We start from the raw sequence: 26,965 nt of genomic DNA, 5'->3' as shown, positions 1-26,965 counted from the left end.
CGCAATCCTGTTTATTTTTGATTTAAGCCAAGAAAATCGCCGACTTCGTGTTCTAGCTGACTCATAGCAATTAAAGCTTCTTGGGTTTGTTTTGCCTCTTCTTCATCAATAATTGTCATGGCAAAACCCACATGCACGAGTACCCATTTACCAACGAGAGGTTTGGGGTCATCCTGGCAAATTAATGAAATATTAACCTCTCTTTTAACTCCGCACACATCGACTACAGCAAGCTGTAATGCACTATCTGCAACTTGAATAATTTGTCCTGGAATACCTAAACACATAATCTGTCCCTAGTTGTAATATTTATGAGATAAGTAGTTTATTGTATCTCAATAAACCTGCGTTAATGAGAGAATTTTATCATGTAACCCTACAAATTTGTATAGTGAGGTTAGAAGATAATAAAGGTAATATTTATTTAAAATTTATTCAGTTTTTTTAACATAAAATTATTATATTTTACGATGGTTTAACAGTTATATTACAGCAGTGAAGATCTTTTGAACTTAATCACAAATTTTCGAATTATTTCTTGAGCTTTACTTTTTCATAGGAGTATCTTTATAGGCAGAGTGGTTATTGTAAAAACGTTATTTACATACAAGGAGGGGAATGTATGAATCGTTTTGTAATCGGTGATCCGAAGGATTGCATTGGATGCAACACTTGTATGGTCGCTTGTAGTGAAGTGTATAAAGCTTTCGGATTACCGAACAAGATGACAATGCCGTAAATGCAGGCTTGCTTTATTTCTTTATTGCGCATGCCGGCACCGAAGTTCAGCCTATTCACGAATTAACGGATTTTGAAGCCCCTCGCCAAAAATTACCGAAATCTTATCGTGCAAATGGCGCAATTTATATTAATGACATCCAAAGTCTCTTTGAAGAAAAACGCTTTTTTATTGCGCCAATGCGTTTTTATTTAATGCCAACTTATCGTTCCATTGATATTGATTCCACACTTGATTTGCAATTAGCAGAAAGTTTAATTTCAAAAGAATTCTAAAAAAATTGGCCGCACGTTGCGGCCTTTGTTTTTTGATAAGCACATTTGCTTTTTCCCAATAAAAATGCCCCTAAAACTCACCGCACTTTTGCTTGCTTCTTGCGCAAAAAAAAGCAAACGTTTGCTATTGTTTTTTATTACACATTGATAAATGTAAGTTATCGTAAAGATTGTATTTTTAAATTGAATTTCATGACTAAGTCTGTATAATTTTTCCACTTTATTTACGCCTTACTTCTTTTATTAATTGAATAAGAGATTAAGGGTATTTTTAAACATCGTTAGAGAGACATTTATGAATAAAATCTTCCGTATCGTTTGGAGCCAAGCAACGCAATCTTGGGTGGCTGTTTCAGAATTAACCAAAGCACATAAAAAACAAAGCAGCAGCAACTCACTAAAAGCAGTAGTGGGAACTGCCGCTGTATTGTTGAGCATTAATACTGCACAGGCAGCAGTGGCGATTGGCGAGACAACTGCTAACAACACCTTTACTCAAAGTTCAGCTCAGGCAACGGGCGACAATGCGGTGGCTATCGGTAAAGGTTCAAAAGCGACAGCGGTCAGTGCTGTAGCCCTTGGTGAAGCGGCAAATGCGAATCAGGCACGTGCTATCGCTATAGGTAAAGGGGCAACAATTATTGGTGACAAAGCTCAAGATACGATTGCGATTGGTACTGATACTAAGGTACAAGGTCACAATAGTATTGTTATCGGTAAAAATGCCAAAATCACAGATGGTACTGCGGAAGGTACCTTGGTTATCGGCCGTGATGCGTTCAGTGAAGGCTCTGGCAATGGAGTGCGCCCTAATACGGTTGTTGGTCGTGGTGCCTACACAGCGTTTGGTGAAAATGGGACGTATCGTTTGAATGCGGCTACAGCACTTGGTTTACAAGCCGGTGCGGGTGTGATTGTAGATCCAGATAACAATCGAAAATTAGTTAGAAATAATACTAATGCAGATGATAATGCAAATGTTCTTGTTAAAGCAGGGTTTGGTCTAGATGCGAATGCACCTGCAGAGACTAAAGCAGCATTACAAGGGGGTAATGTAAATAATAATTTAACATTCTATCGTAAAAATCATATCAATGAAGCCACCGCTATTGGTGTAGAAGCGCGTGCTATTGGTGACCAATCTATCGCTATTGGTGGACAAGTAGTCGCTGGTGATGGTGTTGTTGCCTTGGGTGGTAATGATACAGATCAATTGCGTGGTAATAAATACCAAGTGGTAACAGATGATGCAGTACGTAGCACTAATGTAAGTACAATTGATGACTATAACTTAGCATACACGGAAAGTACAAATACAGTAGCGGGGCAATATAATAAACTAGTTGGCCGTGATATGCCAACTGGCTATAGATCTACGTATGGTCAATCTGGTTCCGTAGTGATTGGTATGGAAGCCCATTCTACAACAGCGTTGGGTACAGCTATTGGTACTAACTCCGTAGTTCGTATGGGTGCTTTCGGTGCAACAGCTATCGGTGCGGGTTCTACGGTACAAGCAAATGCAGAAGCTGCGGTAGCAATCGGTATGGGTTCTGTAGCGAATGGTGCCTATGCCTTAGCAGGTGGTACAGCATCTTGGGCGGAATATGGTGATGTTGCTTTAGGCTACCAAGCGAAAGCTACTGGTAAAGATGGCGCTATTGCGATGGGTCGTGCAACCAATGCTCAAGGCGACTCATCTATTATGATTGGTGGGGCGAATATTGCCTCTGCAGCGGCTCAAAATACATCTTTCGAGAAAGATAGTAACCAGGTTGTGAAAAAAACCGTAACTGAAAAAATCAATGGTAAAGATGTAAGACGGGAATATAGTTTTGCTGGTACAACTCCAACTACAGGAACAGTAGCTGATGCCTATAAAGAGTTAACTGGTCTTACTATGGATACTGCTGCACTTGACTTTGCTAAAAACAAAAATGGTCATGCATCCACATCCTTAGGGGTACATGCTTTATCGAAAGGTGATTTAGGTACGGCTATTGGTGCTGGCTCTCGTTCTGATGCGATTGGTTCAGTGGCATTAGGTACCGGGGCTCATGCGACTAAACAAAATGCGGTAGCTATTGGTACTGGTTCTACTACTGATTTAGTAGGTACACGTCAATTAAGTATAAGTTACGATAAAGATGGTAACATTGTTGACGATAATTCACCAACGAAGGCGTACACTTTTAACTGGGCTGGAGGTACACATACAGCTGAAGGTGACGTAGTTTCATTTGGTAGCTCTGGTGCAGAACGTCAATTGAAAAATGTGGCAGCGGGTCGCGTTGCAGAAGATTCCACGGATGCTATCAATGGTTCTCAGTTAAACTCTATTTCTAAAAAAGTAGCCTTGGGTTGGAATATTGCTGGTGATCCTAAAACTAAAGTGTCTGGTATTGGCGCAGATGACCAAGTGAACTTTGTCAATGGTAATGGTACAACTGTAACAGTTACGAAACAAGAAGAAGTAAAAAATGGTGATACTGTAACCACAGCTAAAGGTGCGAATGTAAAATTCGATGTTAAAGCTGCAGATAACACAATCACCGTAACTAATGATGGTGTGAAAGTCAACACGGGCAACATCAGCACAGCAGCTGTGCCGACAGTAACTGCCGGCAATGAAAACAAAATCGCCACCGTAGGCAACGTGGCTGATGCTATTAAAGCGGCTGCTTGGAAGGCAACTTCTGCTGCCACAACAAACGGCGAAAATAGTGGCAAGAAAGACCAAGAAGTCAAAGCTGGCGATACAGTAACTTTCGAAGCCGATAAAAACATCAAGATTGCTCAAAATGGAAGTAAATTCACATTCTCAACAAAAGATAATGTTGAGTTTACAACTGTACAAGTCGGTGGAGATCAAGGTCCAAAATTATCTAAAACAGATGATGGAGACTTGAAAGTATCTGGCCCTAATGGTACAGATCCAGTAAAAGTTACCAATGTAAAAGATGGCGACATATCTGCAGATTCCAAAGATGCTATTAACGGTAGTCAATTCCATAAATTGGCGAATAATACAATTCAGTTAAAAGGACAAACAGGTACTAATGCCGCTACAGAAACTGATAAACAAGCATTAAATAAAGAAAATGGAATCGCTTTCACTGTTAAATCTAGCGATGGCAATTTGCTAGAAGTAAGTGCAGCAGGCGATACCATCACATTAACTCCAAAAACTGGCACGATTACGACAGGTACAAATGGAGTGCCAACAGCTGATACAACTGGTGGTAAATTGGTCACTGCGGATCAATTGGTGAATGCTTTAACATCTATGGGCTGGAAAGCGACAGCAGGTAAAGATGGCACTGGTACAGTAGAAGATAACGCTGAAGAGTTAATCAAAGCTGGAGAGACTGTAACTTTCAAAGCGGGCAATAATTTAGCGATTAAACAAGCTGGTAAAGAGTTTATCTATTCCTTACAAAAAGAATTGACTGGTTTAACCAGTGCTGAATTTAAAAACCAAGCTGGTGACAAAACTGTAATCAATGGTGATGGTATGACAATCACTCCAAAAGATGCGCCAGCAAACCCAGTATCTTTGACAAAAGATGGCTTAGATAATGGTGGTAAAACAATTAAAAATGTTACATCTGGTTTGACAAATTACCCAACAGGAACACCAAAAGAAGGCCTTGTAGATTTAAGTAAACCAGCTACAGGTACTCCAGCTGTTCCTGATACTACAGCGGCTACTGTAGGTGATTTACGTAATATGGGTTGGGTTGTATCTTCGGACAAAACAACAGGCGATTTAACAAAAGCGTACACAGACCAAGTAAAAAATGCTGACGAAGTGAAATTCGTGGGAGAAGGTGGGGTTACTGTATCTGGTAAAACAGAGAATGGTATTCGTACAATCACTGTGAAAGCAGAGGCTCAAGAAATGCCTGAGCAACCTGTAAGTTATACAACTGCAGATGGTACGAAAGTGTATCCTGTAAAAGATAAAAATGGCAATGTGACTTACCATACAACTCCAGATGGAAAAGGTCAGGGAGATAAAGAGATACCAAAAGGTGATGTAATTACATCAATCAATGGCCCAGAGGGTACAACAGCACCAACTACATTGAAAAATGTGAAAAATAACATTCCTGCAGTGAATGATGCTGATAAAAAAGTAACAAACCCTGATGGTACAGAAAAAGGAACTACAGGAGATGTAAATAATATCAACAAAGCTCCATTGACAGCAAAGGAAGCAGCTGATTTATTGAACCCAACAAAAGATGGAAAACCTAACCCTAACTTTGTAGGTAACAATGCAGCTACGGTATCTGATGTATTGAATGCTGGTTGGAACCTGCAAGGCAATGGAAGTGCGGTTGATTTTGTGAAACCGTTTGACACCGTAAACTTTGTAAACGGCAAAGGCACAAAAGCAGTTGTTGAAACAGCTGACAACTTAACTAGCACCGTGAAGTTTGATGTGGATGCGGGAGAAATTACTGCGGACACAACCAAACCTGGTGCGGTAAAAGGTCCTGTTACTGCAGATGAAGCGAAGAAACTTGCTGATGATTTAGCAAATGCGCAAAAAGCAGTAAATAATTTGGCTCCAGATGCAGATGATGCAACGAAAAAAGCTGCCCAAGATGCACTTAAGGCAGCCCAAGATGCGGCAGCTCCGTTGAACAAAGTGGCGACTGCTCAAAACGTTGCGGATATGATCAATAACTCTGGCTTTACGCTGAAAGCGGATAAAGTCGACGGTGGTGAAAATACTACTGTTGGTGATAACGCTAATAAGGAAAAACTTACTGAAAAAGGTGAGTTAATCAAACCGGGTTCAACAGTAACGATGAAAGCAGGTAAAAACATGACCGTTAAGCATGAAGCAAACGGCAATATTACCTATGCAACTAAAGATGATGTTGAGTTTAATACTGTAACTGTTGGTAAACCAGCTGAAGTTTATACAAAGAAAGATGGGAAACCATTAACTAAAACTAAAGATGGTAAATATACGGATTCAGATGGTAACGAAGTTCCTGAAAAGGATGTCGTTACAAGTAATGTATCACCAGTTAAATTAGCAACAGAAAAAGCGATACCAGCTGATAATAATCAGGATGGTAAAGCGCCAACAACTGCGTTAAATGTTACGTCTACAGATGGTAAACCTACACAAATTACTGGTGTTGGTTCTGTATTGAGTAATGAAAGTGTTCCTACTAATACTAATGGAACACCAACAGCTCAAGATAAACAACCTAAGTTAGTAAATTTAGGAACGAAACCAGATGAAAATGGTAAGGTAACACCATTACCTGATAATGTATTAAACTCTGCAGCAACTGTTCGTGATTTAGCGAATATGGGCTGGATTGTTGGTGCGCCTGAAAATGGTTATGTAGATACTGTGAAAAATGCAAATCAAGTAGATTTCATTGGTAAGGGTATTTCTGTAACAGGTAAAACTAATGGTAAAGGTATTCGTGAAATTACTATCTCAGTTAAAGATGGCGAAGTAGTGAAACCAAATGAATTTACTGCTAAAGTAAATGGAAAGGATACTCCAGTAATCAAAGTAGGAGATCAATATTACAATACAGCAGATATTGATCCGAAAACTGGCAAGCCAAAAGCTGATCCAAAAGCCAATGTAACCCCGGTAACTCCTGACGAGGGAACAACCCCGACCAATGCAGGTGATGGTTATGTAACAGGTAATAAAGTTGCAACGGCGATTCAAAAATCTGGTTTTGTTGTAGGTAAGCAAACAGAAAAATTATCTGCTGCAGACTTCGACGATAAAGATGAAAAAGTGAATCCTGATGATGAACTTCGTTTTGCAGACGGCAACAACACAAAAGTGAAGTTAGCAACGAAAGAATCTGTTGATAAAGATGGCAATAAAGTAACTACCACAACAGTAAAAGTGGATGTAACAGGCTTACCAGTTCAATATACTGATAAGAATGGCACGCCGGTAACTAAAGTGGGCGACAAATACTTTACCGTTGACGACAAAGGCAATCCGACTGCAACAGAAGTGAAGCCTGCAGATCTAACAACTAACATGGTTAATCCTGCGGCAGCACCGAATGAAATTGGTGCACCAACGACATTGGGTAATGTGAAATCTAATCTTCCGTCTGTAAATGACGCAGATAAGAATGCCAAAGATGTTGCGGGCAATCCGATTGCAGGTAAAGACAATAAATCTGCTCCAATTGATGCGGCAAAAGCAGCGGATATTGCAAAAAATGCAGGCAATAATGCAGCAACCGTATCTGATGTGTTGAATGCAGGTTGGAATTTACAAAATAATGGTGAAGCGAAAGATTTCGTAAAACCTTATGACACCGTTAACTTTGTCGATGGTAAAGGTACTAAAGTTTCAGTAGAAACTGAAAATGGCACAACAAGTAATGTGAAGTTTGACATTGATACTGGTAAGATTACCAATAATGCTGATGGTAGCGTTCAAGGTCCAGTTACGCCTGAAATGCAGAAAGCGTTAGAAGACGCGACAAATGCATTAAATAGCTTGCCACCGACGGCACCTGCTGCAGTTATTGATGCTGCTAAAAAAGCAGTTGCAGATGCGGCAAATAATATTGCAAATGTTGCAAATAAAGTGGCGACTGCACAAGATGTAGCAAATGCAATTAACAAGTCAGGCTTTACATTAACCACTTCAGCAAATGGCGGTGAGAAAATTTCAGGTAAACCAGAAATGATCAATCCAGGTAAAAAAGTTGAAATGGTTGCAGGCAAAAATATGACCGTGAAACAAGAGTCTAACGGTAAAGTGACTTACGCAACCGCTTCTAATGTAACCTTTGACAGTGTTCAGTTTGGTGATAAAGGGCCTAAGATTACTAATAAGGCTGGAAATATCAACGTAAGTGGTCCAGATGGTAAAACTCCTACTAAAATTACAGGTGTGGCTCCAGGTGAAATTTCAGCAACTTCTAAAGATGCTATAAATGGTAGCCAGTTACATGCAGTTGCTTCAAACTTGAACAACAAGATCAATAAAGTTGGTAAACATGCAGATGCAGGTACTGCAAGTGCATTAGCGGCTGCGAATATTCCGCAAGCTTATACACCAGGTAAGAGCTTAGTTGGTATTGCAGCTGGTAACTATCAAGGTCAAAATGGCCTTGCAGTAGGGATGTCTCGTATCTCTGATAACGGTAAGATTATTATCCGTTTATCCGGTACGGCAAATACTCAAGGTAAAACTGGCGTTGCAGCTGGCGTAGGTTACCAATGGTAATCAGCTGATAGCGAAAACATAATGAAAAAACACCGCACTTTGCGGTGTTTTTTTATGTCTTTTTTATTTATTCTCATTTAGAAAAGAGGATTTTTTATGATGAAAATCCACTTCAAAGCAGGCTCCAAAACTTTCGGAAAATCTACCGCACTTTTGTGCTAAATGAGAAAATACCAACAGAATTTTAACATTTCATTAGCAATTTTTTTCAATAATTAGTTTAATAGTTTCAATTGCTTACAAATTTAACAAATTGAATTGAGAGTCAATCTCAATACGAAATTTTCCCTTCGATAAAAATAAAAAAATTTATGATCTCAGTCAATAAAACAATCGTTTTACTCTAGTCTAGGTAACTCTGAAGGAGTATCCTTATTTCTAGAGTGGTTATTGGATGTATTGGCGTAATGCCTTCCACCTACTTTCTGTTTCTATCTATACATACTTTGGGGGAAAATATGAACCGTTTTGTTATAGGTGATCCGAAAGATTGCATTGGATGCAATACCTGTATGGCTGCTTGCAGCGAAGTACACAAAGCTTTTGGATTACAATCCTTTCCGCGGTTACAAGTAATGCGTAACGACGATATTACTGTGCCGATCTTATGTCGTCATTGTGATGATTCACCTTGTGCTACGGTATGTCCTGTGCATGCAATTAAGCACGAAAATGACACTATTCAATTAAACGAAGGTTTGTGTATTGGCTGTAAACTTTGTGGTATTGCTTGCCCATTTGGTGCCATTACCCAACATGGTTCTGCACCGATTGACGCACCTACCTATTATGAAGGATTCTCCTTCACTGATGCGGTAAAACGAGATATTCGTACTGCACCAGACAATACAGATTTACACAATATGCTGGCATGGCAACCTGGTGTGAAAGCTATTGCTGTGAAATGCGACCTTTGCTATTTCCGTGAAGAAGGTCCTGCTTGTATGCAAACTTGCCCAACCAAAACTTTATTCTTAATTAGTGATGAGAGTATCGAACAAGCAAATCGCAAAAAACGCGAAATGGCAATGATGGGTTCTCCTGTCGTGCCAAGATAAAAATTTATTGTTTGTTTACTCGTTAATCAATGGAGTGAAATTATGAGTTCTTCAATCAGTTTACTCATCACGTCCTTGTTGATTTATGTCGTTGGTGCGTTTATTTCTCTCGCTGTGCGAAAAAATGAACAACTTTCAATCAATATATCCGGCGTGACCGGTGTACTTGGTGGCTTGTTAGGCATTGTTGCCTGCATTCCCGTGCTTATCAGCAACGATACGGTCGTTGATGTGTTTTCAACCCCTTTCGACTTCGCCCAATTTTCAATCCGTATTGACGGATTAGCTGCGTTTATGGTGTGTGTCATTTCTTTAATGGTTATTATCACTGCACTTTATTCCTTTTCCTATGTGAAAGAATACATTGGCAAAGGCGCTGGCACGATGGGCTTCTTTATGAATTTGTTCATCGCCTCAATGGTTGCTTTAGTCACCAGCGATAACGCTTTTTACTTTTTAGTGTTCTTTGAAATGATGTCTTTGGCATCTTACTTCTTAGTACTGACCGAACAAGATGACAACGCAACCAATGCGGGCTTATTGTATTTCTTCATTGCTCACGCTGGTTCTGTGTTGATTATGATCGCTTTCTTTATTTTCTATTGCTACGCAGGTAGCTTTGAATTTGAAGCCTTCCGCCACACCGAGCTTTCAATGCCTTTAGCCTTTACGGTATTTATTTTGGCATTTCTTGGTTTCGGCGCAAAAGCAGGGATGATTCCATTGCATAGCTGGTTACCAAAAGCTCACCCAGCTGCGCCTTCTCATGCTTCTGCTATGATGTCTGGTGTGATGGTTAAAATCGGTATTTTCGGGATTATCAAAGTTGGTATTGATCTACTTGGCGCACACAATATGTGGTTTGGTGTGATTGTGCTTGCTTTTGGCGCAGTTTCTTCTGTACTTGGCGTACTTTATGCCTTAGCAGAACATGACATCAAAAAACTTTTGGCGTATCACACCGTAGAAAACATCGGCATTATTATGATGGGTGTAGGTGTCGGTATGATTGGTATGGCAATCCATAATCCTGTACTTGCTATTGTCGGGTTACTTGGCGGTTTATATCACTTACTTAACCATGCGGTATTCAAAGGCTTATTGTTCTTGGGTGCGGGTTCTGTGATGTACCGTTTACACTCAAAAGATATGGATTTAATGGGCGGACTTGGCAAATTAATGCCATTTACTGCTTTTTGTTTCTTGATTGGTACTATGGCAATTTCTGCATTACCACCGTTTAACGGTTTTGTGAGTGAATGGTTTACTTATCAATCTTTATTCAGCCTAAGCCAACACAATGATGTGATATTACGTATCGCTGGCCCTGTTGCAATTATTATGCTTGCCTTAACAGGTGCACTTGCCGCACTTTGTTTCGTGAAAGTGTATGGTATTAGCTTTGGTGGTGCACCACGCAGCGAAAAAGCAGCACATGCACGCGAAGTGCCAAAACCAATGGTGATAGCAATGGCAATCTTGGCATTATTCTGTGTACTTTTAGGCGTGGGTGCTTCTGTTGTTACTCCAATTATTGCCAATATTGCAACTGCACTTTCTCATAATGAGATGCTTAATTTAGCGGAAAATGGTGTAGTGGTAGCAAGCAATACACCGAATACGGTGCTTTCTACACTAATGGTGAGCATTATGTTGATTGCATTCTTTGTATTGCCGTTTATGTATTACGCTTACACCAAAGGCAATCGTATGACAGATCGTGCAAAAGGTAATCCTTGGGCTTGTGGTTATGCTTACGAAATGGATATGGCAGCCTCTGCGGGTAGTTTTACTCGTCCGCTTCGTATTATCTTCAAACCGCTTTATACCTTGCGTCAAGTGCTTGATCCTGCGCCTGCTGGTGCAAAAGGTATCAATGCATTAATTTCAGGTGCGACCAAAACAGAACCATTCTGGGAAGAAAAAGTAACAATGCCGATTGCGCATTTTATCCCGTGGTTAGGTCGTAAAATTCAATGGCTACAACAAGGCGACTTCCGCGTTTATTGCGTGTACTTCGTGATTGCCTTAGTTGTGTTATTACTTTCCATTGCGTTGATGTAGGAGGAAATTATGATTTCATTACCTTCAGAAATTTCCACTTCCGCTGGAATGTTCCTTTTAGCCATTGTGCAAGCGTTAATTCTTCTTGCTTTGGCACCGCTCTTTTCAGGCATTTCACGGATGATTCGGGCTCGTATTCAATCTCGTCGTGGCCCGGGCTTGTTACAAGATTATCGCGACATTGCCAAATTAATGACGCGTCAAAATATTTGGCCAGATAATGCGGGTTGGGTATCTCGTGTTATGCCTTATGTGTTAATTAGCACAGTCATGGTGGTTGCGATGAGTTTACCCATGTTTACTCATCACTCACCGTTTGGGGCAGGCAGTGATTTAATCACCGTTATTTATTTGTTCGCGTTGTTCCGCTTTTTCTTCTCAATTGCGGGTTTGGATTCTAACAGTACTTTCTCAAGTTTAGGTGCAAGCCGTGAAGTGACTTTAGGCGTACTTGTTGAACCCATCTTAATGTTGGCATTCATTGTGATTGCTTTAATTGCAGGTTCTACAAATTTTGCAGTTATTAGCACCGCACTTTCTAGCCAACCTTGGCAATATCCCGTTGCAACAGTAATTGCCTTAGTGGCCGCTGCTTTTGCGATCTTTATTGAAATGGGCAAAATTCCATTTGACTTGGCTGAAGCAGAACAAGAACTTCAAGAAGGCCCACTTACTGAATATTCAGGCCCGTCTTTCGCCTTATTGAAAGTCGGTTTGAGTTTAAAATCAATGGTGGTTGCCTCTATCTTTGTGAGTGTGCTTTTCCCATTCGGTGCAGCACAAGAGTTCACGGTAAGTGCGGTCATTTTAGGTATCGTTTCTTTCTTTGTGAAATTGCTCGTGGTATTTATCGCCGCATGTGTATTTGAAAACACATTGGCACGTACCCGCTTTATGCTAACAGGACGTTTAACTGTGGTCGGTTTCGGCATTTCAGTGTTGGCGTTTGTGTTTTACTTCACAGGATTGTAAGGAGGAAATATGGAACGTTTAGCACTAATTACAATCATTTTGCCGTTTGTCGGTGCGTTTATTGTGGGGTTGAACAAACAATCTTTCCCAAAAATCGCCACAATTTTTGCCGCACTTGCTACCCTTGGCACACTTGCTGTGGCGGGGCAGTGGTATGCAAATGGCGCACAATCTGTCACCTATGATTTAGTTAAATTTGGTGATACCGCAATCTTCGGCGTGACCTTAGATGCAGTGAGTACATTAATTGCCTTTGCCGTTGTGGGTTTAGGTTTCTTAATTTGCTTATATTCTTGTGGTTATTTAACCGATAAAAACCGCGAACATCCGCATAACGGATTACCTCGTTTTTATGCTTTCTTATTGATCTTCATCGGTGCAATGGCGGGCTTGGTGTATTCATCAACTTTAGCGGGCCAGTTGCTTTTCTTTGAAATCACTGGGGGATGTTCTTGGGCATTAATCAGCTATTATCAAAGCCAAAAAGCAATGGCGGCAGCGATGAAAGCGTTGATTATTACTCACGTAGGTTCATTAGGTTTATATCTTGCCGCGGCTTATTTATTTAGCCAATCTGGCACATTCTCTATCACGGCGTTAGAACATCTTGCGCCAGAAGCGAAAACTATCGTGTTATTTGGCGTGATGTTTGCTGCATGGGGTAAATCAGCGCAACTTCCAATGCAAATTTGGTTACCAAATGCGATGGAAGCGCCAACACCTGTCAGTGCGTATTTGCACGCCGCATCAATGGTAAAAGTGGGCGTCTATATTTTCGCTCGTTCCGTGATGTCTGCTGGTGAAATTCCGTACATTGTGGGTGAGGTGGGAATTGTGATGGCAATGATTACATTGATTTATGGTTTCTTAATGTACTTGCCACAAGCTGATTTAAAACGCTTACTTGCGTATTCAACTATCACCCAACTTTCTTATATTTTCATCGGGCTTTCTCTTGCAGCATTAGGTTCTAAATTAGCTTTTGTTGCAGCGATTGCTTATATCTTTAACCACGCCTTTGCGAAAAGTTTATTCTTCTTGGTTGCAGGTTCATTGAGCTATGCCACTGGTACACGTTCAATGCCGCGTTTACAAGGGATTATGCGCACAATGCCTGTGGTTGGTACTGGATTTGGTATTGCCGCATTGGCTATTGCTGGTGTGCCACCGTTTAACGGTTTCTTCAGCAAATTCCCATTATTTGCCGCTGGTTTCGACCTTGGACAAGAATATTCATGGGTAACTTGGTTAATGGTGATTGCGTTGATTGAATCTACGGCAACATTTGTTTGGTTGCTTTATAAATTTGGTCAATGTGTTATCGGTAAACCATCTGAAGACGTGCAAAATGCGCAACTATTGCCATTCTCTATGACATTTGTTTTAGTGATTTTAATGGTAATGTCTGTGTGTTCTAGCTTTATCGCTGCCTATTGGTTAGGCCTTGCGGGTTAAGGAGAGAATTATGTTAATGATCAATGTATTAGCGAGTTTGCTCATCATTACATCGCTTTGTGTCATTATGGCAAAAACCGCAAAAAAATCCGCGTTGTGCTATGGCTTACAGTCTCTTGTATTGGTGGTGTTATTCGTTTATTTGGCATTTGAAATGCAAGCTCACGAACTTTATATGTGGTCCATTAGTGCATTCATCACGAAAGTATTATTAGTGCCAGGAATTTTAATCTTTTCTTTACGAAAAATTGACGAAAGTCAAACTCCTGCAGGAATGAATGTCGCTTGGTTGATCCCGATCACATCTATCATCGTTTGCTTATGTTACTTTGTTGTCATTCCAGTGAACTTACCGTTAGTTGAACATTTAAAACCAGCGTTGTCAGTATCACTTAGCCACTTCCTTTTAGGTTTAGTGTGTATTGTGAGCCAACGCAATATTGTGAAACAAGTTTTCGGTTATTGTTTAATGGAAAACGGTGCACATTTAACGTTGGCTTTACTTGCCAACAATGCGCCAGAATTAGTTGAAATCGGCATTGCCACCGATGCGATTTTTGCGGTCATCATTATGGTGGTGTTGGTGAATAAAATTTATCGCACTTTCAACACTGTTGATGCTAAACAACTTATGAGTTTGAAGGGGTAACGCTATGTATGAACAATGGATAATTGCGTTATTAGTCGCACCTTTAGTCATCGCTTTTGAAAGCTTTGCACTACGCGGAACAAAAAATCGGACAGTTTGTACCGCATTCCATATTACCGGGTTAATTTTGATGTTGTTCTTTTCTGTACAGGTCATTTCTGGCGTGTTGGAAAAAGGCAGTATCAGTGCATTTAACAACTGGGTGTATGTTGATAGTCTTTCTGCCATTTTCTTAGGCTTAATTGCTGTCGTGGGTTCACTTGCTGGTGTGTATTCCATCGGTTATATGAACACAGAATTGGAAGAAGGGCATATCGATTTTAAAACCTATGCCCATTACCACGGTTTCTTACATTTATTCTTCTTTACGATGATTGTGTCAGTTATCACCAATAACTTGATTTTAATGTGGGTTGCAATTGAAGCGACAACATTAAGCTCTGCGTTTTTGGTCGGTACTTACAAACAAAAAACATCCCTTGAAGCCGCGTGGAAATACATCATCATCTGTTCTGTGGGCGTCGCTTTCGGTTTATACGGAACACTTTTAACCTTTGCGAATGCAAATGGTGTGCTTGCCGATCCAAGCCAAGCGATTTTCTGGTCAGCCGTGAATCAACAAGCCACAGGTTTAAACCCAATGTTGATGTATATCGCATTCGCTTTCGTATTGATTGGTTTCGGCACGAAGTGCGGTCTATTTCCAATGCATACTTGGTTATCAGACGCACATAGTGAAGCACCAAGTCCAGTGAGTGCAATTTTATCAGCGGTGTTATTAAACTGTGCAATGCTTGTGGTGTTGCGTTACTACACATTGGTTTCAAAAGCTGTTGGCGCAGAATTTCCACAAACTTTAATGTTGATCTTTGGTTTACTTTCAGTGCTTGTAGCGGCGTTATTTATCATCGTGCAATTTGATATTAAACGTTTGCTTGCTTACTCAAGTATCGAAAATATGGGCTTAATCAGCTTTGCTTTAGGTCTTGGTGGCCCAATTGGGGTATTTGCAGGTTTACTTCACACTATCAACCACAGCCTTGCGAAAACCTTATTATTCTGTGCATCGGGTAATATTCTATTGAAATATAAAACCCGTGATATGAATCAAGTGCGTGGATTATGGCGTGTTGCACCAGTGAGTGCGGTGCTTTTCGCCGGTGGTGCGTTGGCATTGGGCGGTATCCCTCCATTTAACGTATTTGTGAGTGAATTTAGTGTTGTGGTTGCAGGGATTACAGCGGGTAAAACTTGGTTAGTTATTTTATGCTTAATTTTACTTACCATCGTGCTTGCTGGACTTGCCTTAATGCTATTAAAAACAGTGCTTGGCAAACAACCTGATAATGTGGAAGCAGGCGAAGTCAGTAAAGTCTCTTTGGCGGCAATGGCCATACTATTGTTGTTAATGTTTGTAATGGGTATCCATATTGCAGAGCCAATCTTGCAGTTACTAAAAAGTGCGGTAGGAATTGTGCTTGGATCTGAACATGTGTCCTTTGGCGATATGCTAGTTTTACCTTGGCAAAGTTTAGCGAAATGATCGACAACTGGGGGAAAAAATGGAATTAACTAAAAATACATCGGTCGATCCGGTAAAAATGCTCGGCAAAAATTATATTGAAGCCGTTAATGCAAAATTTCCGAATACCATTTTAGATGAGGAGTGGTCTACACCAAATCAAGTGACTTTAACAGTGAAAACGAATATGTTACCTGATGTGGTGGAATATCTTTACTATCAACATGAAGGCTGGTTGCCATTGGTTTTTGGTAACGATGAACGCTCAATTCATGGTCATTATGCCGTTTATTACGTGCTTTCTATGGAAGGTGTCGTCAAAACTTTTGTGACGATTAAAGCACTCGTAGATCCTGTTACACTGGAATTTCCTTCCGTGACACCAAAAGTCAAAGCGGCGGTGTGGGGCGAACGTGAATTATTTGATATGTATGGTTTAAAAGCCGTTGGTTTACCTGACCAACGTCGCTTAGTGTTGCCAGATGATTGGCCGGATGATCTTTATCCATTACGTAAAGACTCAATGGACTATCGTTTACGTCCCGATCCGACAACCGCGACAGAAACATACGAATTTATTAACGAAAAAGGCGAAGCACGTATTGTTCCACTTGGCCCGTTACATATCACTTCGGATGAACCAGGACATTTCCGTTTATTCGTGGATGGGGAAGATATCATTGATGCGGACTATCGTTTGTTCTATGTGCACCGTGGTATGGAAAAATTGGCAGAAACCCGAATGGATTACGATCAAGTCAATTTCTTGGCTGACCGTGTGTGCGGTATTTGCGGTTTCACCCATAGCGTTGCTTATGCTAACTCAGTCGAAAATGCGTTAGGTATTCAAATTCCTGAACGTGCACAATGGATTCGTGCAATTTTGTTGGAAGTTGAACGCTTGCACAGTCATTTATTGAACTTAGGTTTATCTAGCCACTTTACCGGTTTTGATACAGGCTTTATGCAATTCTTCCGTGTTCGTGAGAAATCCATGACCTTGGCTGAAGTGCTAACTGGTGCACGTAAAACCTATGGTATTAACCTTATCGGTGGTGTGCGTCGTGATATGTTGAAACATCAGCGTGAGCAATGTATCAAGCTTATCGGTGAAATGCGTGAAGAACTCAAAACCTTAACCGATATTTTATTAAATACACCGAATATGGAACAACGTACGGTAGGCGTTGGTGTATTGGCAAAAGATATCGCTCGTGACTTCAGTCCGGTTGGTCCAATGATTCGTGGTTCTGGCTTTGCGCGTGATGTGCGTAAAGTACACCCATTCTCCGGTTATGGCGATATCCCTTTCAATCTCTTCACTGAAGCAAATGGTGATGTATTATCCCGTGTGAAAGTAAGGATTAATGAAGTGTTTGAGTCTATGAATATCATTGATTACATGGTGGACAATTTGCCAAGTGGCGAAATATTAAAAGAAGGTTTCAATTATACACCTGGACGTTTTGCTTTAGGAATTACTGAAGCGCCACGTGGTGAAGATATTCACTGGTCAATGCTAGGTGACAACCAAAAACTTTTCCGTTGGCGTTGTCGTGCTGCCACTTATGCTAACTGGCCAACCTTGCGCTATATGTTGCGTGGCAACACTGTGTCTGATGCGCCACTTATTATTGGTAGTCTTGACCCTTGCTATTCTTGCACCGACCGTGTCACCGTGGTGGATGTACGTAAACGCAAAGCGAAAACCGTGGATTATAAAGAGATTGAACGCTACGGTATCGAACGTAAAAATTCACCATTGAAATAGGGGAGGCGGAAAATGTTTAAATTACTAAAAACGGTATTTAAAGCCGGTGATGTTACCACCAAATATCCGTTCAAACCTTATGAAGTTGATGAGGATTTTAGAGGAAAACCGGAACTCAATTCTGATCAATGTATAGTCTGCGCGGCTTGTACCATTGCCTGTCCAGCCAATGCGTTGACCATGAGAACGGATCCAGTGACAGGCGAACGTACCTGGTCATTATTCCTTGGTCGTTGTATTTTCTGTGGTCGTTGTGAAGAAGTTTGCCCAACTAAGGCGATTCGCTTGTCACAAGATTTTGAACTCTCAGTGACCAATAAACAGGATCTTTTCCAAGAAACCACCTTTGCTACAGTAACTTGTCAGGAATGTGGTAAACCGTTTATTTCTTATAAAGAACTGAATTACACCATTGATTTATTCAAACAAACTTTGGATAAACCTGAATTAGTGAAACAAAAATTGGCGGAGTTGCATACTTGTCCGGTTTGTAAACGTCAGCACAGCTTAGAAAAAACTGCGAATATGGAATCCAACATGCGGATGAAATTAATCGACTTTAAAGAGCCGGTTCGCTTGAATTTCAAAAAAGCACTCGAGCAACGAGAACAAAGTGCGGTTGATTTACCTAACGTTTTAGCAGGAGGCGAAAGACGATGAACACACAAATTCCAATGCCGGTCAATGGCATATCAACACCGTTTAGTATTGATGAAAATATTGCCAAAATGAAACAAACGTTGCTGAAAGATATTCAACGTTCAGCTTACGTTTATCGTGTGGACTGCGGCGGTTGTAATGGGTGTGAAATCGAGATTTTCAGTACCATTACGCCAACATTCGATGCGGAACGTTTTGGTATTAAAGTGGTTGCTTCACCTCGTCACGCGGACATTTTATTGTTCACTGGTGCGGTTACTCGTGCTATGCGTACTCCTGCCATGCGTGCTTACCAAGCTGCACCTGATCCGAAAATCTGTATTTCTTACGGGGCTTGCGGTTGCGGCGGTGGTATTTTCCACGATCTCTATTGTGTATGGGGTGGTTCTGACCAAATTGTACCGGTTGATGTGTATATCCCTGGCTGTCCTCCAACTCCTGCAGCGACCATTTATGGATTCGCGGTAGCACTTGGTTTGCTTGATCAAAAGCTCAAAGGTAAACAAGAAATTGCTGATCCTAATGCTGAGGCTAAATTACGTTTCCCAAATATTCCATTAGATTTACGCGTGGAATTAGAACGTGAAGCGCGTCGTTTGGCGGGTTATCGACAAGGTGGAGACATTGCTAATCAATTTATGGCGATGATGGCGGAAAACGATAAAGTACCATTTGGGGTGCGTTTAGGTGAATACCTAGAACGTGAAGCCGATCCGCGTTTAAGCGAAATCGTCAATCGTTTGCATGCGATTAGTATGCCGTTTTCGGGATAATTAATGATGGGGCAAGTGATTGCCCCTATAAAAATGGGAATGTTATGACAACTCAAGTCTTTTTCTATTTACTCAATGAGCGTTTCGTCGAAAACGATGAACAAGTGCCAGAGCAAGCAAAACAAGTGATGTATTATTCTTTGGCGATTGGTCACCATGTGGGCGTAATTGATTGTTTTAAAAAATTACTGGTTTGTGACTACGATGCTTATCAACGTTTTGTAGATAGCTTTCCAGAAGGGGATGCTAAACGTAAATTTTTCGGCTTAATGCGATTCGGTGAAATAGTGATTGATTCTAGCCATGTCAATTTATTGGCGAAAGCGATGGATGAAAACAAAGCTAATTTCACCCCAGAACATCAAGAGTGGGTCGAAATCCTCATGGATACGTTAGCATCAATTCAGCGTGAACCTGTGATGTATATTATGGTGAAACGTCGTGACGAATAATGTGATCTTAACTGTTGGCAACAGCATGATGGGGGATGACGGTGCAGGCCCTTATCTCTATCAGTTATTAAATGAAAATCCATTGCCAAATTGGACCGCACTTGACGGTGGCTCAGCACCAGAAAATGTTGCACATATTGTGCGAGACATGAAACCTGATTTGCTTTTAATTTTTGATGCGGCTGATATGGAATTAGCACCAGGCAAAATTCGAATCATTGAAAAAGAGAGTATTGCGGAAATGTTTTTTATGAGTACGCATAATATGCCGCTCAATTACCTCATTGAACAACTGGAACAAGATATTAAACAAATCGTTTTTGTGGGGCTTCAACCTGATCTGGTTTCCTTTTGTTTTCCAATGACAGAAAGCGTAAAAGAGTCTGTGCAATTTATGTATGATTTTTTAAAAGAGGGAAGATCGCTTGAAGAGATTCCTGTTTTGTAAAAAAGTGGAGGGATATTTCTAAACATATTTTTAAAAATATTACGAAAACCTGTTTTATATCAATAAATCCATGTTTTTTGTGGGACTATAAGTTGATTTTGGGTGTAATATATACCCAGAATTAATTATTCTAATTCTATCTCTAACCTCGTGTTGTATCTAAAATAAGGACGTTACTATGGCTATTAAAAAAGTAATTACCGTATGTCCGTATTGTGCCTCAGGTTGTAAAATCCATCTTTTGGTGGAAAACAACAAAATTGTGGGAGCTGAAGGTGCAAACGGCAAGACAAACGAAGGGGAGCTATGCCTAAAAGGATATTATGGCTGGGACTTTGTGCATGACACAAAAATCCTGACTCCTCGCCTGACTCAACCAATGATCCGCTACAAACGTGGCGAACCATTCACACCAGTGAGCTGGGAAGAAGCGATTTCTTACACGGCAAAACGTCTCAGTGAAATCAAAGAAAAGTACGGTAATGAATCGATTATGGTAACGGGTTCTTCCCGTGGCCCAGGCAACGAAGTAAACTTCGTTATGCAAAAATTTGCCCGTGCGGTATTGGGAAATAACAACATTGACTGTTGTGCGCGCGTGTGACACGGCCCTTCTGTAACAGGTCTGCTCAAATCGGTCGGTAACGGCGCAATGTCTAACTCAATTGTTGAGATTGAAGATACCAAATGCGTATTTGTTTTTGGCTATAATGCCTCTACATCACACCCTATTGTGGCGCGTCGGATTAACCACGCTAAAGCAAAAGGGGCGAAAATCATTGTTTGTGACCCTCGTAAAATCGAAACAGCCCGTATTGCGGATATTTATGCGCCGCTTGCTAACGGGTCTAACGTAGCATTCTTGAATGCCATGATGAATGTGATTTTAGAAGAAGGATTACAAGATCAAAAATTTATTGATGAACACACCGAAAACTTCGATGCGTTCTATGAAACCGTGAAAGCTTATACACCGGAATCCACCCAACATATCACTGGTATTGAACCTGAAATGTTGCGTGAAATTGCCCGCACTTATGCGAAAGCGGAAACCGCTACTATCTTATGGGGTATGGGCGTTTGCCAATTCCGTCAAGGTGTAGAAACCGTGCGTGCATTAGCAAGCTTGGCAATGCTTACCGGTAACTTAGGTAAACCAAATGTTGGGGTAAACCCAGTGCGTGGTCAAAACAACGTACAGGGTGCGTGCGATATGGGTGCGTTATTCAACACATTACCAGGCTATCAAAGTTTTGCTGATCCAGAAATTAATGCAAAATTTGCGAAAGCTTGGGGCGTGCCATCTATTCCAACCAAACCAGGTGTGCCGTTGAGTGAAGTCCCTGAAGCGATCATGGAAGATAAAATTAAAGCATTCTATATTATGGGTGAAGATACATTACAAACTGAGCCTGATATTAATGCTGTTAAAAAAGCCTTCGAGAAAGTTGAACTTCTTATCGTTCAAGATATCTTCATGACTCAAACAGCCGCAGAAGCAGATATTTTATTACCTGCGACTTCTTGTGCTGAACATGAAGGTGTGTATAGTGCCGCTGACCGTGGTTTCCAACGTTTCTATAAAGCCGTTGAGCCAACTGGCGATGTCAAGGATGACTGGGTAATCATTAGCGAACTTGCTACAGCAATGGGCTATCCAATGCACTATAACAATACCAAAGAAATTTGGGATGAACTTCGTTCACTTTGCCCAATTTACAAAGGGGCAACCTACGAAAAAATGGAAGGCATGGGTTATATCCAATGGCCATGTACTGATGAGGGCCCTGAAGATCAAGGTACAACATACTTGTATAAAGGCCAAATCTTCGACCGTCCAAACGGCAAAGCTGAGTTCTTTGCTTGCGACTGGGAACCACCAATGGAAGATCTCTCTGAAGAATTCCCATTGATACTTTCTACAGTACGTGAAGTTGGTCACTATTCTTGCCGTTCAATGACCGGTAACTGCCGTGCACTTGCGGCACTTGCGGATGAACCGGGATTCGTACAAATGAACGATCAAGACGCCAAAGAGTTGGGTATTAAAAACAACGACTTGGTTTGGATTGCTTCTTCTCGTGGTAGAGTTATTTCTCGTGCAGATGTGAGCACTCGTACAAACAAAGGGGCTTGTTATATGACCTATCAATGGTGGATCGGTAAATGTAACGAATTAACCGCTGAACATTTGAACCCGGGTTCTAGAACACCGGAATACAAATACAGTGCGGTTCGTATTGATAAAATCGAAGACCAAGCCTGGGCTGAACGCTATGTGGTAACTGAATACGCGAGATTAAAAAATCGCTTAAAAGAAACCGCACTTGTGGCTTGATTAGCGTCATAAATAAAAAACGGGCGAACTTAATGGTTCGCCCGTTTTTTATTGAATTATTTTTCCAGAATTATAAACAAGGACAACATAACAGTGATCAAAAAGTGAGATAAATTAACCATTTTGTCTTTTTTATTTGATTTTCTAAATGTCGATATATATTCCAAACTTTTTGACCTTTCTTACATTGTTTTTTGGTATACCCTAGATAGAAACTAATAACTTTGTCTAGTTATTACGCCTTCTGAAGTTTTTAGATATTTTGCGATAGCATATTCTGATTTACAAGCGGTACAATAAAATTCATCCTGATAGCTAGATGAGATCATCGTCGCACCCAAATGTCTTCTTCGTTGCTGTAATACAATAGCTTTCCCTTCATTATCATAGCAATGTGGGCAAATATAATGTAAAACGCCTTCTCCTGTTGATTGATAAAGTAGAATTGGATCATGAAGATGAGTGCTATATTCCACCAGTTTATATTGGTTTTTTTTCTCTTTTTCTTGCTTTAACCAGGCATTTTCTTCTGCTAGTGCCATATAATCAGCTTGCATAGACATTATTGCAGTTTGTAAAGCAATTACTGTGTTAGTTAAATCAATTGCTTTTTGCTTGGCTTCTTGAATTTCTGTAGCAGTTTCAATGTCTGATGTTAAGTTTTTTAACATAATGACTTGATTTGCTACATCTTTAACTAAGCCTATTGTTGTACTAATTGCTCCTACATCCATATTCTTCTCCTGATATTATTTCTTTTATTATTCTACCCACTAGATACTTTCACAAGGTATACCGTCATTATCTTGGTCTAGGTTGTAGCGAGCACATAGGGTGAGGTAAAAGGTAGCTTCTTCGCTATTATCCGTTTCACATTTTATCAAATTTCTTCCACTCATGTTTATTTATGGAAGATGGTTATATTAACTAGATTTAACAGCGTGAGAAGCATTAGTTATCATCACTTGTAGCTAAAGACAAACAGGAATCCGCAAGTGTTTCACTAAAGCGTAAATCATGTGAGGCAATAAGCATTGGTAACTGTAACTCGCGTAAAAGTGCGGTCAGTTTGGCAATATTTTTTACATCCAGTCCGTTGGTTGGTTCATCTAACAACAATACTCTTGGTTGCATCGCTAGCACGCCAGCCAATGCAGTAAAATTTTGTTCTCCACCAGATAAGGTATTCACAGAGCGATCTTTTAACCTAACAATATTCAGACGTTCTAGTTGCTGTAATGCAATTTGATAGGCTTCATCTCGGTTCAATCCTTGATTGAGTGGACCAAACGCCACATCATCAAGTACGGTTGGACCAAACAGTTGATCGCCCGCATGTTGGAAACAGATACCAATCTTTCCGCGTAACGGTACAAAATCTTTTTCTTGTCGGCAGGTGTTATCAAACCAGCGAATTTCACCTTGTTGGTAAGGTATAAACCCTAATAGGCAGTGTAATACCGTTGATTTCCCACAACCAATATCGCCTTGTAAAAAAAGACGATGACCTTCAGGGAGTTCAAAAGAAAGGTTACCAATAATCACACGTTGGTCGCGCATGATCTGTAATTTTTTGACTTCAAGGACGTTCATCAAGATTTATCCTGTGTTTTTTTCACATCATGCAGCTGAAAACCACGGGCTTTTAGCGCCATTTCTGTTTTTTCTGCTTTAACGAGAGCATGAATTAATAATAATGCCACACGTTGCGCGGCGATAAATAAGGTTCTGCCGTTAAGTTTTGGCTGGTATCCGCGCGCGCGCATTGCCATATCCATTTTTTTATGTACATCACCAAGTACAGAAATATAACGCACGGTCAGAACAAATAGGTGAAGTAGTTTTTCAGGCAATGGCAAACGACATAATGCTTGCAATAAAAGGCTCTCGTTCATATCAATTAACAAGAGGCGAGTTAAGCTTAAAATTAAATTGAAACGCAGTGTGATTAGAAGTGAGAGCTGAATGCCTATTGGATTTAATGTTAAGCTTTGTTCAGTGATTTTCCAACTTAAGGTCAACCAAACAAGCAAAGTAAAGAAATTCAGTCTCAGCCAATATTTGAAATAACCGGCAAGGGATTTTTGATAGCGAATTAGCGTAATAAGTAATCCGCTGAATACGATCAGATTAAGGCTAATAAGCGTTGAAATATGTGTCATTGTGCTGAGGATAAGTCCACACAAAAACACATAAATTAATCGTAAGTGCGGTTGAAAAATAGCAAGGAAATTCATTTCACCACACTGAGCGCTGTTGGATACATTTTGTTTAACAATAAGACTACCCCGACGCTGACGATACTGTCGATAATAAACACGGGAATATGTGATATCACCAGTAGCATGATCAGATCGCTGTAAGCTTTACCACCATCTAGAGCCAAGACTAAAGAGGCGAGCAAGGCTGAACCGCCAACGCCGATCACGCCAGCACCAATACCAGCAGTAATTTGAGTTCGACGGGAATTGTCATTTTCAAGTCTTTTTGCAAATAGCCAATGTACAAAAAGGGCAGGTAATGCCATTATGCATAAATTGACACCTAATACAGCAAATCCCCCGAAGGAAAAGAGCAGGGCTTGTAATACCAATGCGATTAAAAAAGCAGGGAAAACGGCCCAGCCGAGAAACAGGCCGGCCATGCCGTTTAAGATGAGATGCACGCTGCCAATGCCTACCGGTACATGAATGGTACCCGCAACAAAAAAAGCAGCAGCAAACAATGCTGTCAGTGGGAGTTGCTGAGAATTAAGACGTTTAAGACCAATCATTACGCAGACTAATGCAACAGCTGCACCACCAAGCAATACGGGTGTATGCAACACACCTTCCGATAAATGCATATTATCTTTCCTTAGATTGCGACGTACGTGTCATCTTTGAGGCTCTAATCAATGCCCATAAGCCGAAAATGCCAACAATATAACCGATACCACCAATGATATCGTGTAGGTAAATTTTGTCTTTTAATTTAGAAATATCTTCGCGGACCAACATCAATGCATTGTCATTGTTATTAGTGGGTTGCGCAGATACTCTGTTGGCAACAATTGAGGCTCGATGTCCTTCTTCACCTTCTATCACTACTTTAATGGCACCTTCGGCAGTGGTATTGATCGGATAGGCAAATTGCCCATCTCGATCTGTTTTGCCTTCCAATAGAGGGGAGTCCTGGCCAGCTTGCAAAATCTCCATATAGGTTTCTGCTGCTGGAGTCATATCGGAATAATAGGCTTTGCCAGAGACTGTGTGTCCATCATATTGTGCAAAAACATGCAAACTATGAGCCAATGCTGATGGCGCGCACAGCCAGGTGAAAAGTGCGGTAAAAAATACAACTCTTTTCATTATTTCGCATCAAAAGTTAGCATATATTCAACACTGCGCTCTGTATAGTCAGGGTTTTCTTTAACAGGCTCGTCAAATTCAGCCCAAACTTTGTTATAACCCGCTTTAGGAGTGAATTGTGCGATACCTTTTTCATTGGTTAAGTTGAATGGGTGATCTTCGCCTAACCCCACTTTGATGCCCTGTACAGGTTTACCTTTTACTAACACGAGAATATTGAGAGGTTGTCCCGCTTTCGGTTCACTTTGAGGGACTAATTCATAATCCATGTTATGTGATTTATTTGCTTGAGCATCCCAGTGTAAAATTGCTTTACCGAATTTGATCGGATTAACACTAAGTACAGCTTCAGGTGCTTGTTGTTTGGTTTTTTCGATATATTTACCGCTTGGTAATTTTGACCAAACACCATTATCAAAGCGAATAAATGCGATGGCTGCATCAGGTGCGGCAAAGTGTGCTTCGCCTTCCTTAAAGTTCACTGTGGCATTTTGCAATTGGCCCTTAGCATCGAGTAGGCGTACTGCTTTTAATTTGCTTTGAGGATAGGTTTCAGTTTCCTCATGACCAAATTTAACCACATATTGCCCTTTTGCATCCTTAACAGGCTCCAACCAAACATTATGCGCATTAGCGAGTGATGCACCGAATAGTGCAGTAATAAACAATGCTGTTTTTTTCATGGAAGTTCTCCTTTTCTAACATGTGAATACTGTGATAAAGTATAAAATATGAAGTAACTTCAGAGTCAAGTGTAATTTAATAAAAAATGAAAATTGGTCAATTAGCCAATATCGTTGGCTGTACGGTGGAAGCCGTACGTTTCTATGAAAAGCAAGGATTAATCGAACCCGCCAAGCGAACGAGCGGTAATTTTCGCGTTTATACAGAAGAGCATTTGAAACAACTTTCTTTTATTTGTTATTGCCGCAGTTTGGATATTTCACTAAAAGAAATCAAAATGTTGCTCAATCCTCAATGTGCTACTCAAGAGCAGGAAAGAGAAATCAATGAGTTGCTAGATCGACATATTCGAGAAGTATCAAAACGGATCCATGAATTAGCTCACTTACGAATTCGCTTAATTCAGCTCAAAGGCAAATGTAGTCACTTTGAGCAAAACAATGATTTAATGAACACTTTATTGCAACATAGCGGCATTAATTTTGTGCCGCTAAAATGATGTCTAGCAC

The 26,965-nt window shown here is 40.5% G+C and carries 22 protein-coding genes and 2 pseudogenes; 16 read left to right on the top strand and 8 right to left on the bottom strand.

The window, feature by feature from the left end:
* Positions 1 to 11: 11 nt before the first annotated feature.
* Positions 12 to 287 (bottom strand): hydrogenase maturation factor HybG, encoded by a 276-nt coding sequence (gene hybG, locus DPV97_RS09100; protein ID WP_005696275.1) that lies wholly within the window; start codon positions 285 to 287, stop codon positions 12 to 14.
* A gap of 335 nt (positions 288 to 622) precedes the next feature.
* Here hybG and DPV97_RS09095 point away from each other — a divergent pair.
* The 15 genes and pseudogenes from DPV97_RS09095 to fdhF form a co-directional block, all read left to right on the top strand.
* A pseudogene (locus tag DPV97_RS09095) lies at positions 623 to 715 on the top strand (4Fe-4S dicluster domain-containing protein); the annotation flags it as partial.
* A 59-nt stretch (positions 716 to 774) separates the two neighbouring features.
* Positions 775 to 1,014 (top strand): annotated as a pseudogene (siaB, locus tag DPV97_RS09090) (5-acetyl neuraminic acid cytidyl-transferase); the annotation flags it as partial.
* Between the two features lie 295 nt (positions 1,015 to 1,309).
* Positions 1,310 to 8,260, top strand: a complete 6,951-nt coding sequence (locus DPV97_RS09080) for a YadA-like family protein (protein WP_111382970.1) — start codon at positions 1,310 to 1,312, stop codon at positions 8,258 to 8,260.
* A gap of 458 nt (positions 8,261 to 8,718) precedes the next feature.
* On the top strand, positions 8,719 to 9,318 hold the full coding sequence (locus DPV97_RS09075) for a 4Fe-4S dicluster domain-containing protein (protein WP_111382968.1): 600 nt from the start codon (positions 8,719 to 8,721) through the stop codon (positions 9,316 to 9,318).
* Positions 9,319 to 9,360: 42 nt separating this feature from the next.
* Entirely contained in the window at positions 9,361 to 11,382 is a 2,022-nt protein-coding gene (gene hyfB / locus DPV97_RS09070; RefSeq protein ID WP_111382967.1) for a hydrogenase 4 subunit B, read from the top strand.
* 9 nt (positions 11,383 to 11,391) lie between these two features.
* Positions 11,392 to 12,354, top strand: a complete 963-nt coding sequence (locus tag DPV97_RS09065) for a respiratory chain complex I subunit 1 family protein (RefSeq protein WP_005631964.1) — start codon at positions 11,392 to 11,394, stop codon at positions 12,352 to 12,354.
* A 9-nt stretch (positions 12,355 to 12,363) separates the two neighbouring features.
* The gene (locus tag DPV97_RS09060) at positions 12,364 to 13,809 is read left to right on the top strand and encodes a hydrogenase 4 subunit D (protein ID WP_070713086.1); all 1,446 of its coding nucleotides are present in this window, start codon (positions 12,364 to 12,366) and stop codon (positions 13,807 to 13,809) included.
* Positions 13,810 to 13,819: 10 nt separating this feature from the next.
* Entirely contained in the window at positions 13,820 to 14,458 is a 639-nt protein-coding gene (hyfE, locus tag DPV97_RS09055; RefSeq protein WP_005626080.1) for a hydrogenase 4 membrane subunit, read from the top strand.
* A gap of 4 nt (positions 14,459 to 14,462) precedes the next feature.
* The gene (locus tag DPV97_RS09050; protein ID WP_070713089.1) at positions 14,463 to 16,001 is read left to right on the top strand and encodes a hydrogenase 4 subunit F; all 1,539 of its coding nucleotides are present in this window, start codon (positions 14,463 to 14,465) and stop codon (positions 15,999 to 16,001) included.
* A gap of 19 nt (positions 16,002 to 16,020) precedes the next feature.
* Positions 16,021 to 17,751, top strand: coding sequence for a hydrogenase large subunit (locus DPV97_RS09045; RefSeq protein ID WP_049375047.1), 1,731 nt, complete (start codon positions 16,021 to 16,023; stop codon positions 17,749 to 17,751).
* Positions 17,752 to 17,763: 12 nt separating this feature from the next.
* Positions 17,764 to 18,411 (top strand): formate hydrogenlyase complex iron-sulfur subunit, encoded by a 648-nt coding sequence (locus DPV97_RS09040; protein ID WP_070713091.1) that lies wholly within the window; start codon positions 17,764 to 17,766, stop codon positions 18,409 to 18,411.
* On the top strand, positions 18,408 to 19,184 hold the full coding sequence (locus DPV97_RS09035) for an NADH-quinone oxidoreductase subunit B family protein (RefSeq protein WP_070713094.1): 777 nt from the start codon (positions 18,408 to 18,410) through the stop codon (positions 19,182 to 19,184). Before DPV97_RS09040 ends, DPV97_RS09035 begins: the two co-directional genes overlap by 4 nt.
* 44 nt (positions 19,185 to 19,228) lie before the next feature.
* Positions 19,229 to 19,636, top strand: a complete 408-nt coding sequence (locus DPV97_RS09030) for a formate hydrogenlyase maturation HycH family protein (RefSeq protein ID WP_049363159.1) — start codon at positions 19,229 to 19,231, stop codon at positions 19,634 to 19,636.
* Complete coding sequence (gene hycI / locus DPV97_RS09025) at positions 19,626 to 20,084, top strand: hydrogenase maturation peptidase HycI (protein ID WP_083313274.1); 459 nt, start codon at positions 19,626 to 19,628, stop codon at positions 20,082 to 20,084. Before DPV97_RS09030 ends, hycI begins: the two co-directional genes overlap by 11 nt.
* Before the next feature lie 178 nt (positions 20,085 to 20,262).
* The gene (gene fdhF, locus DPV97_RS09020; protein ID WP_243585086.1) at positions 20,263 to 22,422 is read left to right on the top strand and encodes a formate dehydrogenase subunit alpha; all 2,160 of its coding nucleotides are present in this window, start codon (positions 20,263 to 20,265) and stop codon (positions 22,420 to 22,422) included.
* A 215-nt stretch (positions 22,423 to 22,637) separates the two neighbouring features.
* Here fdhF and DPV97_RS09015 read toward each other — a convergent pair whose 3' ends face one another.
* The 7 genes from DPV97_RS09015 to DPV97_RS08985 are packed head-to-tail and all read right to left on the bottom strand — an operon-like array spanning position 22,638 to position 26,455.
* Positions 22,638 to 23,156 carry a hypothetical protein gene (locus tag DPV97_RS09015; protein WP_070713100.1) on the bottom strand — a complete coding sequence of 173 codons (519 nt, stop codon included), beginning with the start codon at positions 23,154 to 23,156 and terminating at the stop codon, positions 22,638 to 22,640.
* Between the two features lie 39 nt (positions 23,157 to 23,195).
* Positions 23,196 to 23,321, bottom strand: a complete 126-nt coding sequence (locus tag DPV97_RS09750; protein WP_111382965.1) for an excalibur calcium-binding domain-containing protein — start codon at positions 23,319 to 23,321, stop codon at positions 23,196 to 23,198.
* Positions 23,322 to 23,373: 52 nt separating this feature from the next.
* On the bottom strand, positions 23,374 to 24,015 hold the full coding sequence (locus DPV97_RS09005) for an energy-coupling factor ABC transporter ATP-binding protein (RefSeq protein WP_070713103.1): 642 nt from the start codon (positions 24,013 to 24,015) through the stop codon (positions 23,374 to 23,376).
* A complete protein-coding gene (locus DPV97_RS09000; RefSeq protein WP_070713106.1) occupies positions 24,015 to 24,659 on the bottom strand; it encodes an energy-coupling factor transporter transmembrane component T family protein in 645 nt (214 codons plus the stop codon). The genes DPV97_RS09005 and DPV97_RS09000 overlap by 1 nt, the downstream gene beginning before the upstream one ends.
* Positions 24,656 to 25,267 carry a cobalt transporter CbiM gene (gene cbiM, locus DPV97_RS08995; protein WP_070713110.1) on the bottom strand — a complete coding sequence of 204 codons (612 nt, stop codon included), beginning with the start codon at positions 25,265 to 25,267 and terminating at the stop codon, positions 24,656 to 24,658. The genes DPV97_RS09000 and cbiM overlap by 4 nt, the downstream gene beginning before the upstream one ends.
* A 1-nt stretch (position 25,268) precedes the next feature.
* Positions 25,269 to 25,772 (bottom strand): HI_1622 family ECF transport-associated protein, encoded by a 504-nt coding sequence (locus tag DPV97_RS08990; protein ID WP_070713112.1) that lies wholly within the window; start codon positions 25,770 to 25,772, stop codon positions 25,269 to 25,271.
* The gene (locus DPV97_RS08985) at positions 25,772 to 26,455 is read right to left on the bottom strand and encodes a DUF4198 domain-containing protein (protein WP_070713116.1); all 684 of its coding nucleotides are present in this window, start codon (positions 26,453 to 26,455) and stop codon (positions 25,772 to 25,774) included. The genes DPV97_RS08990 and DPV97_RS08985 overlap by 1 nt, the downstream gene beginning before the upstream one ends.
* Before the next feature lie 86 nt (positions 26,456 to 26,541).
* Here DPV97_RS08985 and DPV97_RS08980 point away from each other — a divergent pair, with 86 nt between their 5' ends.
* Entirely contained in the window at positions 26,542 to 26,955 is a 414-nt protein-coding gene (locus tag DPV97_RS08980) for a MerR family transcriptional regulator (protein ID WP_049357439.1), read from the top strand.
* The last annotated feature ends 10 nt before the right edge of the window (positions 26,956 to 26,965 follow it).

It is taken from the genome of Haemophilus parainfluenzae (assembly GCF_003253005.1).
Classification (GTDB): Bacteria; Pseudomonadota; Gammaproteobacteria; order Enterobacterales; family Pasteurellaceae; genus Haemophilus_D; species Haemophilus_D parainfluenzae_M.
Note: the sequence above shows the minus strand (reverse complement) of the source record. Positions and strands in the feature narration are given on the sequence as shown.

Coding starts and splice junctions, on each gene's coding strand:
- hybG (WP_005696275.1), bottom strand. CDS start 287: ATGTGTTTAGGTATTCCAGGACAAATTATTCAAGTTGCAGATAGTGCA.
- DPV97_RS09080 (WP_111382970.1), top strand. CDS start 1,310: ATGAATAAAATCTTCCGTATCGTTTGGAGCCAAGCAACGCAATCTTGG.
- DPV97_RS09075 (WP_111382968.1), top strand. CDS start 8,719: ATGAACCGTTTTGTTATAGGTGATCCGAAAGATTGCATTGGATGCAAT.
- hyfB (WP_111382967.1), top strand. CDS start 9,361: ATGAGTTCTTCAATCAGTTTACTCATCACGTCCTTGTTGATTTATGTC.
- DPV97_RS09065 (WP_005631964.1), top strand. CDS start 11,392: ATGATTTCATTACCTTCAGAAATTTCCACTTCCGCTGGAATGTTCCTT.
- DPV97_RS09060 (WP_070713086.1), top strand. CDS start 12,364: ATGGAACGTTTAGCACTAATTACAATCATTTTGCCGTTTGTCGGTGCG.
- hyfE (WP_005626080.1), top strand. CDS start 13,820: ATGTTAATGATCAATGTATTAGCGAGTTTGCTCATCATTACATCGCTT.
- DPV97_RS09050 (WP_070713089.1), top strand. CDS start 14,463: ATGTATGAACAATGGATAATTGCGTTATTAGTCGCACCTTTAGTCATC.
- DPV97_RS09045 (WP_049375047.1), top strand. CDS start 16,021: ATGGAATTAACTAAAAATACATCGGTCGATCCGGTAAAAATGCTCGGC.
- DPV97_RS09040 (WP_070713091.1), top strand. CDS start 17,764: ATGTTTAAATTACTAAAAACGGTATTTAAAGCCGGTGATGTTACCACC.
- DPV97_RS09035 (WP_070713094.1), top strand. CDS start 18,408: ATGAACACACAAATTCCAATGCCGGTCAATGGCATATCAACACCGTTT.
- DPV97_RS09030 (WP_049363159.1), top strand. CDS start 19,229: ATGACAACTCAAGTCTTTTTCTATTTACTCAATGAGCGTTTCGTCGAA.
- DPV97_RS09015 (WP_070713100.1), bottom strand. CDS start 23,156: ATGGATGTAGGAGCAATTAGTACAACAATAGGCTTAGTTAAAGATGTA.
- DPV97_RS09750 (WP_111382965.1), bottom strand. CDS start 23,321: ATGAGTGGAAGAAATTTGATAAAATGTGAAACGGATAATAGCGAAGAA.
- DPV97_RS09005 (WP_070713103.1), bottom strand. CDS start 24,015: ATGAACGTCCTTGAAGTCAAAAAATTACAGATCATGCGCGACCAACGT.
- DPV97_RS09000 (WP_070713106.1), bottom strand. CDS start 24,659: ATGAATTTCCTTGCTATTTTTCAACCGCACTTACGATTAATTTATGTG.
- cbiM (WP_070713110.1), bottom strand. CDS start 25,267: ATGCATTTATCGGAAGGTGTGTTGCATACACCCGTATTGCTTGGTGGT.
- DPV97_RS08990 (WP_070713112.1), bottom strand. CDS start 25,772: ATGAAAAGAGTTGTATTTTTTACCGCACTTTTCACCTGGCTGTGCGCG.
- DPV97_RS08985 (WP_070713116.1), bottom strand. CDS start 26,455: ATGAAAAAAACAGCATTGTTTATTACTGCACTATTCGGTGCATCACTC.
- DPV97_RS08980 (WP_049357439.1), top strand. CDS start 26,542: ATGAAAATTGGTCAATTAGCCAATATCGTTGGCTGTACGGTGGAAGCC.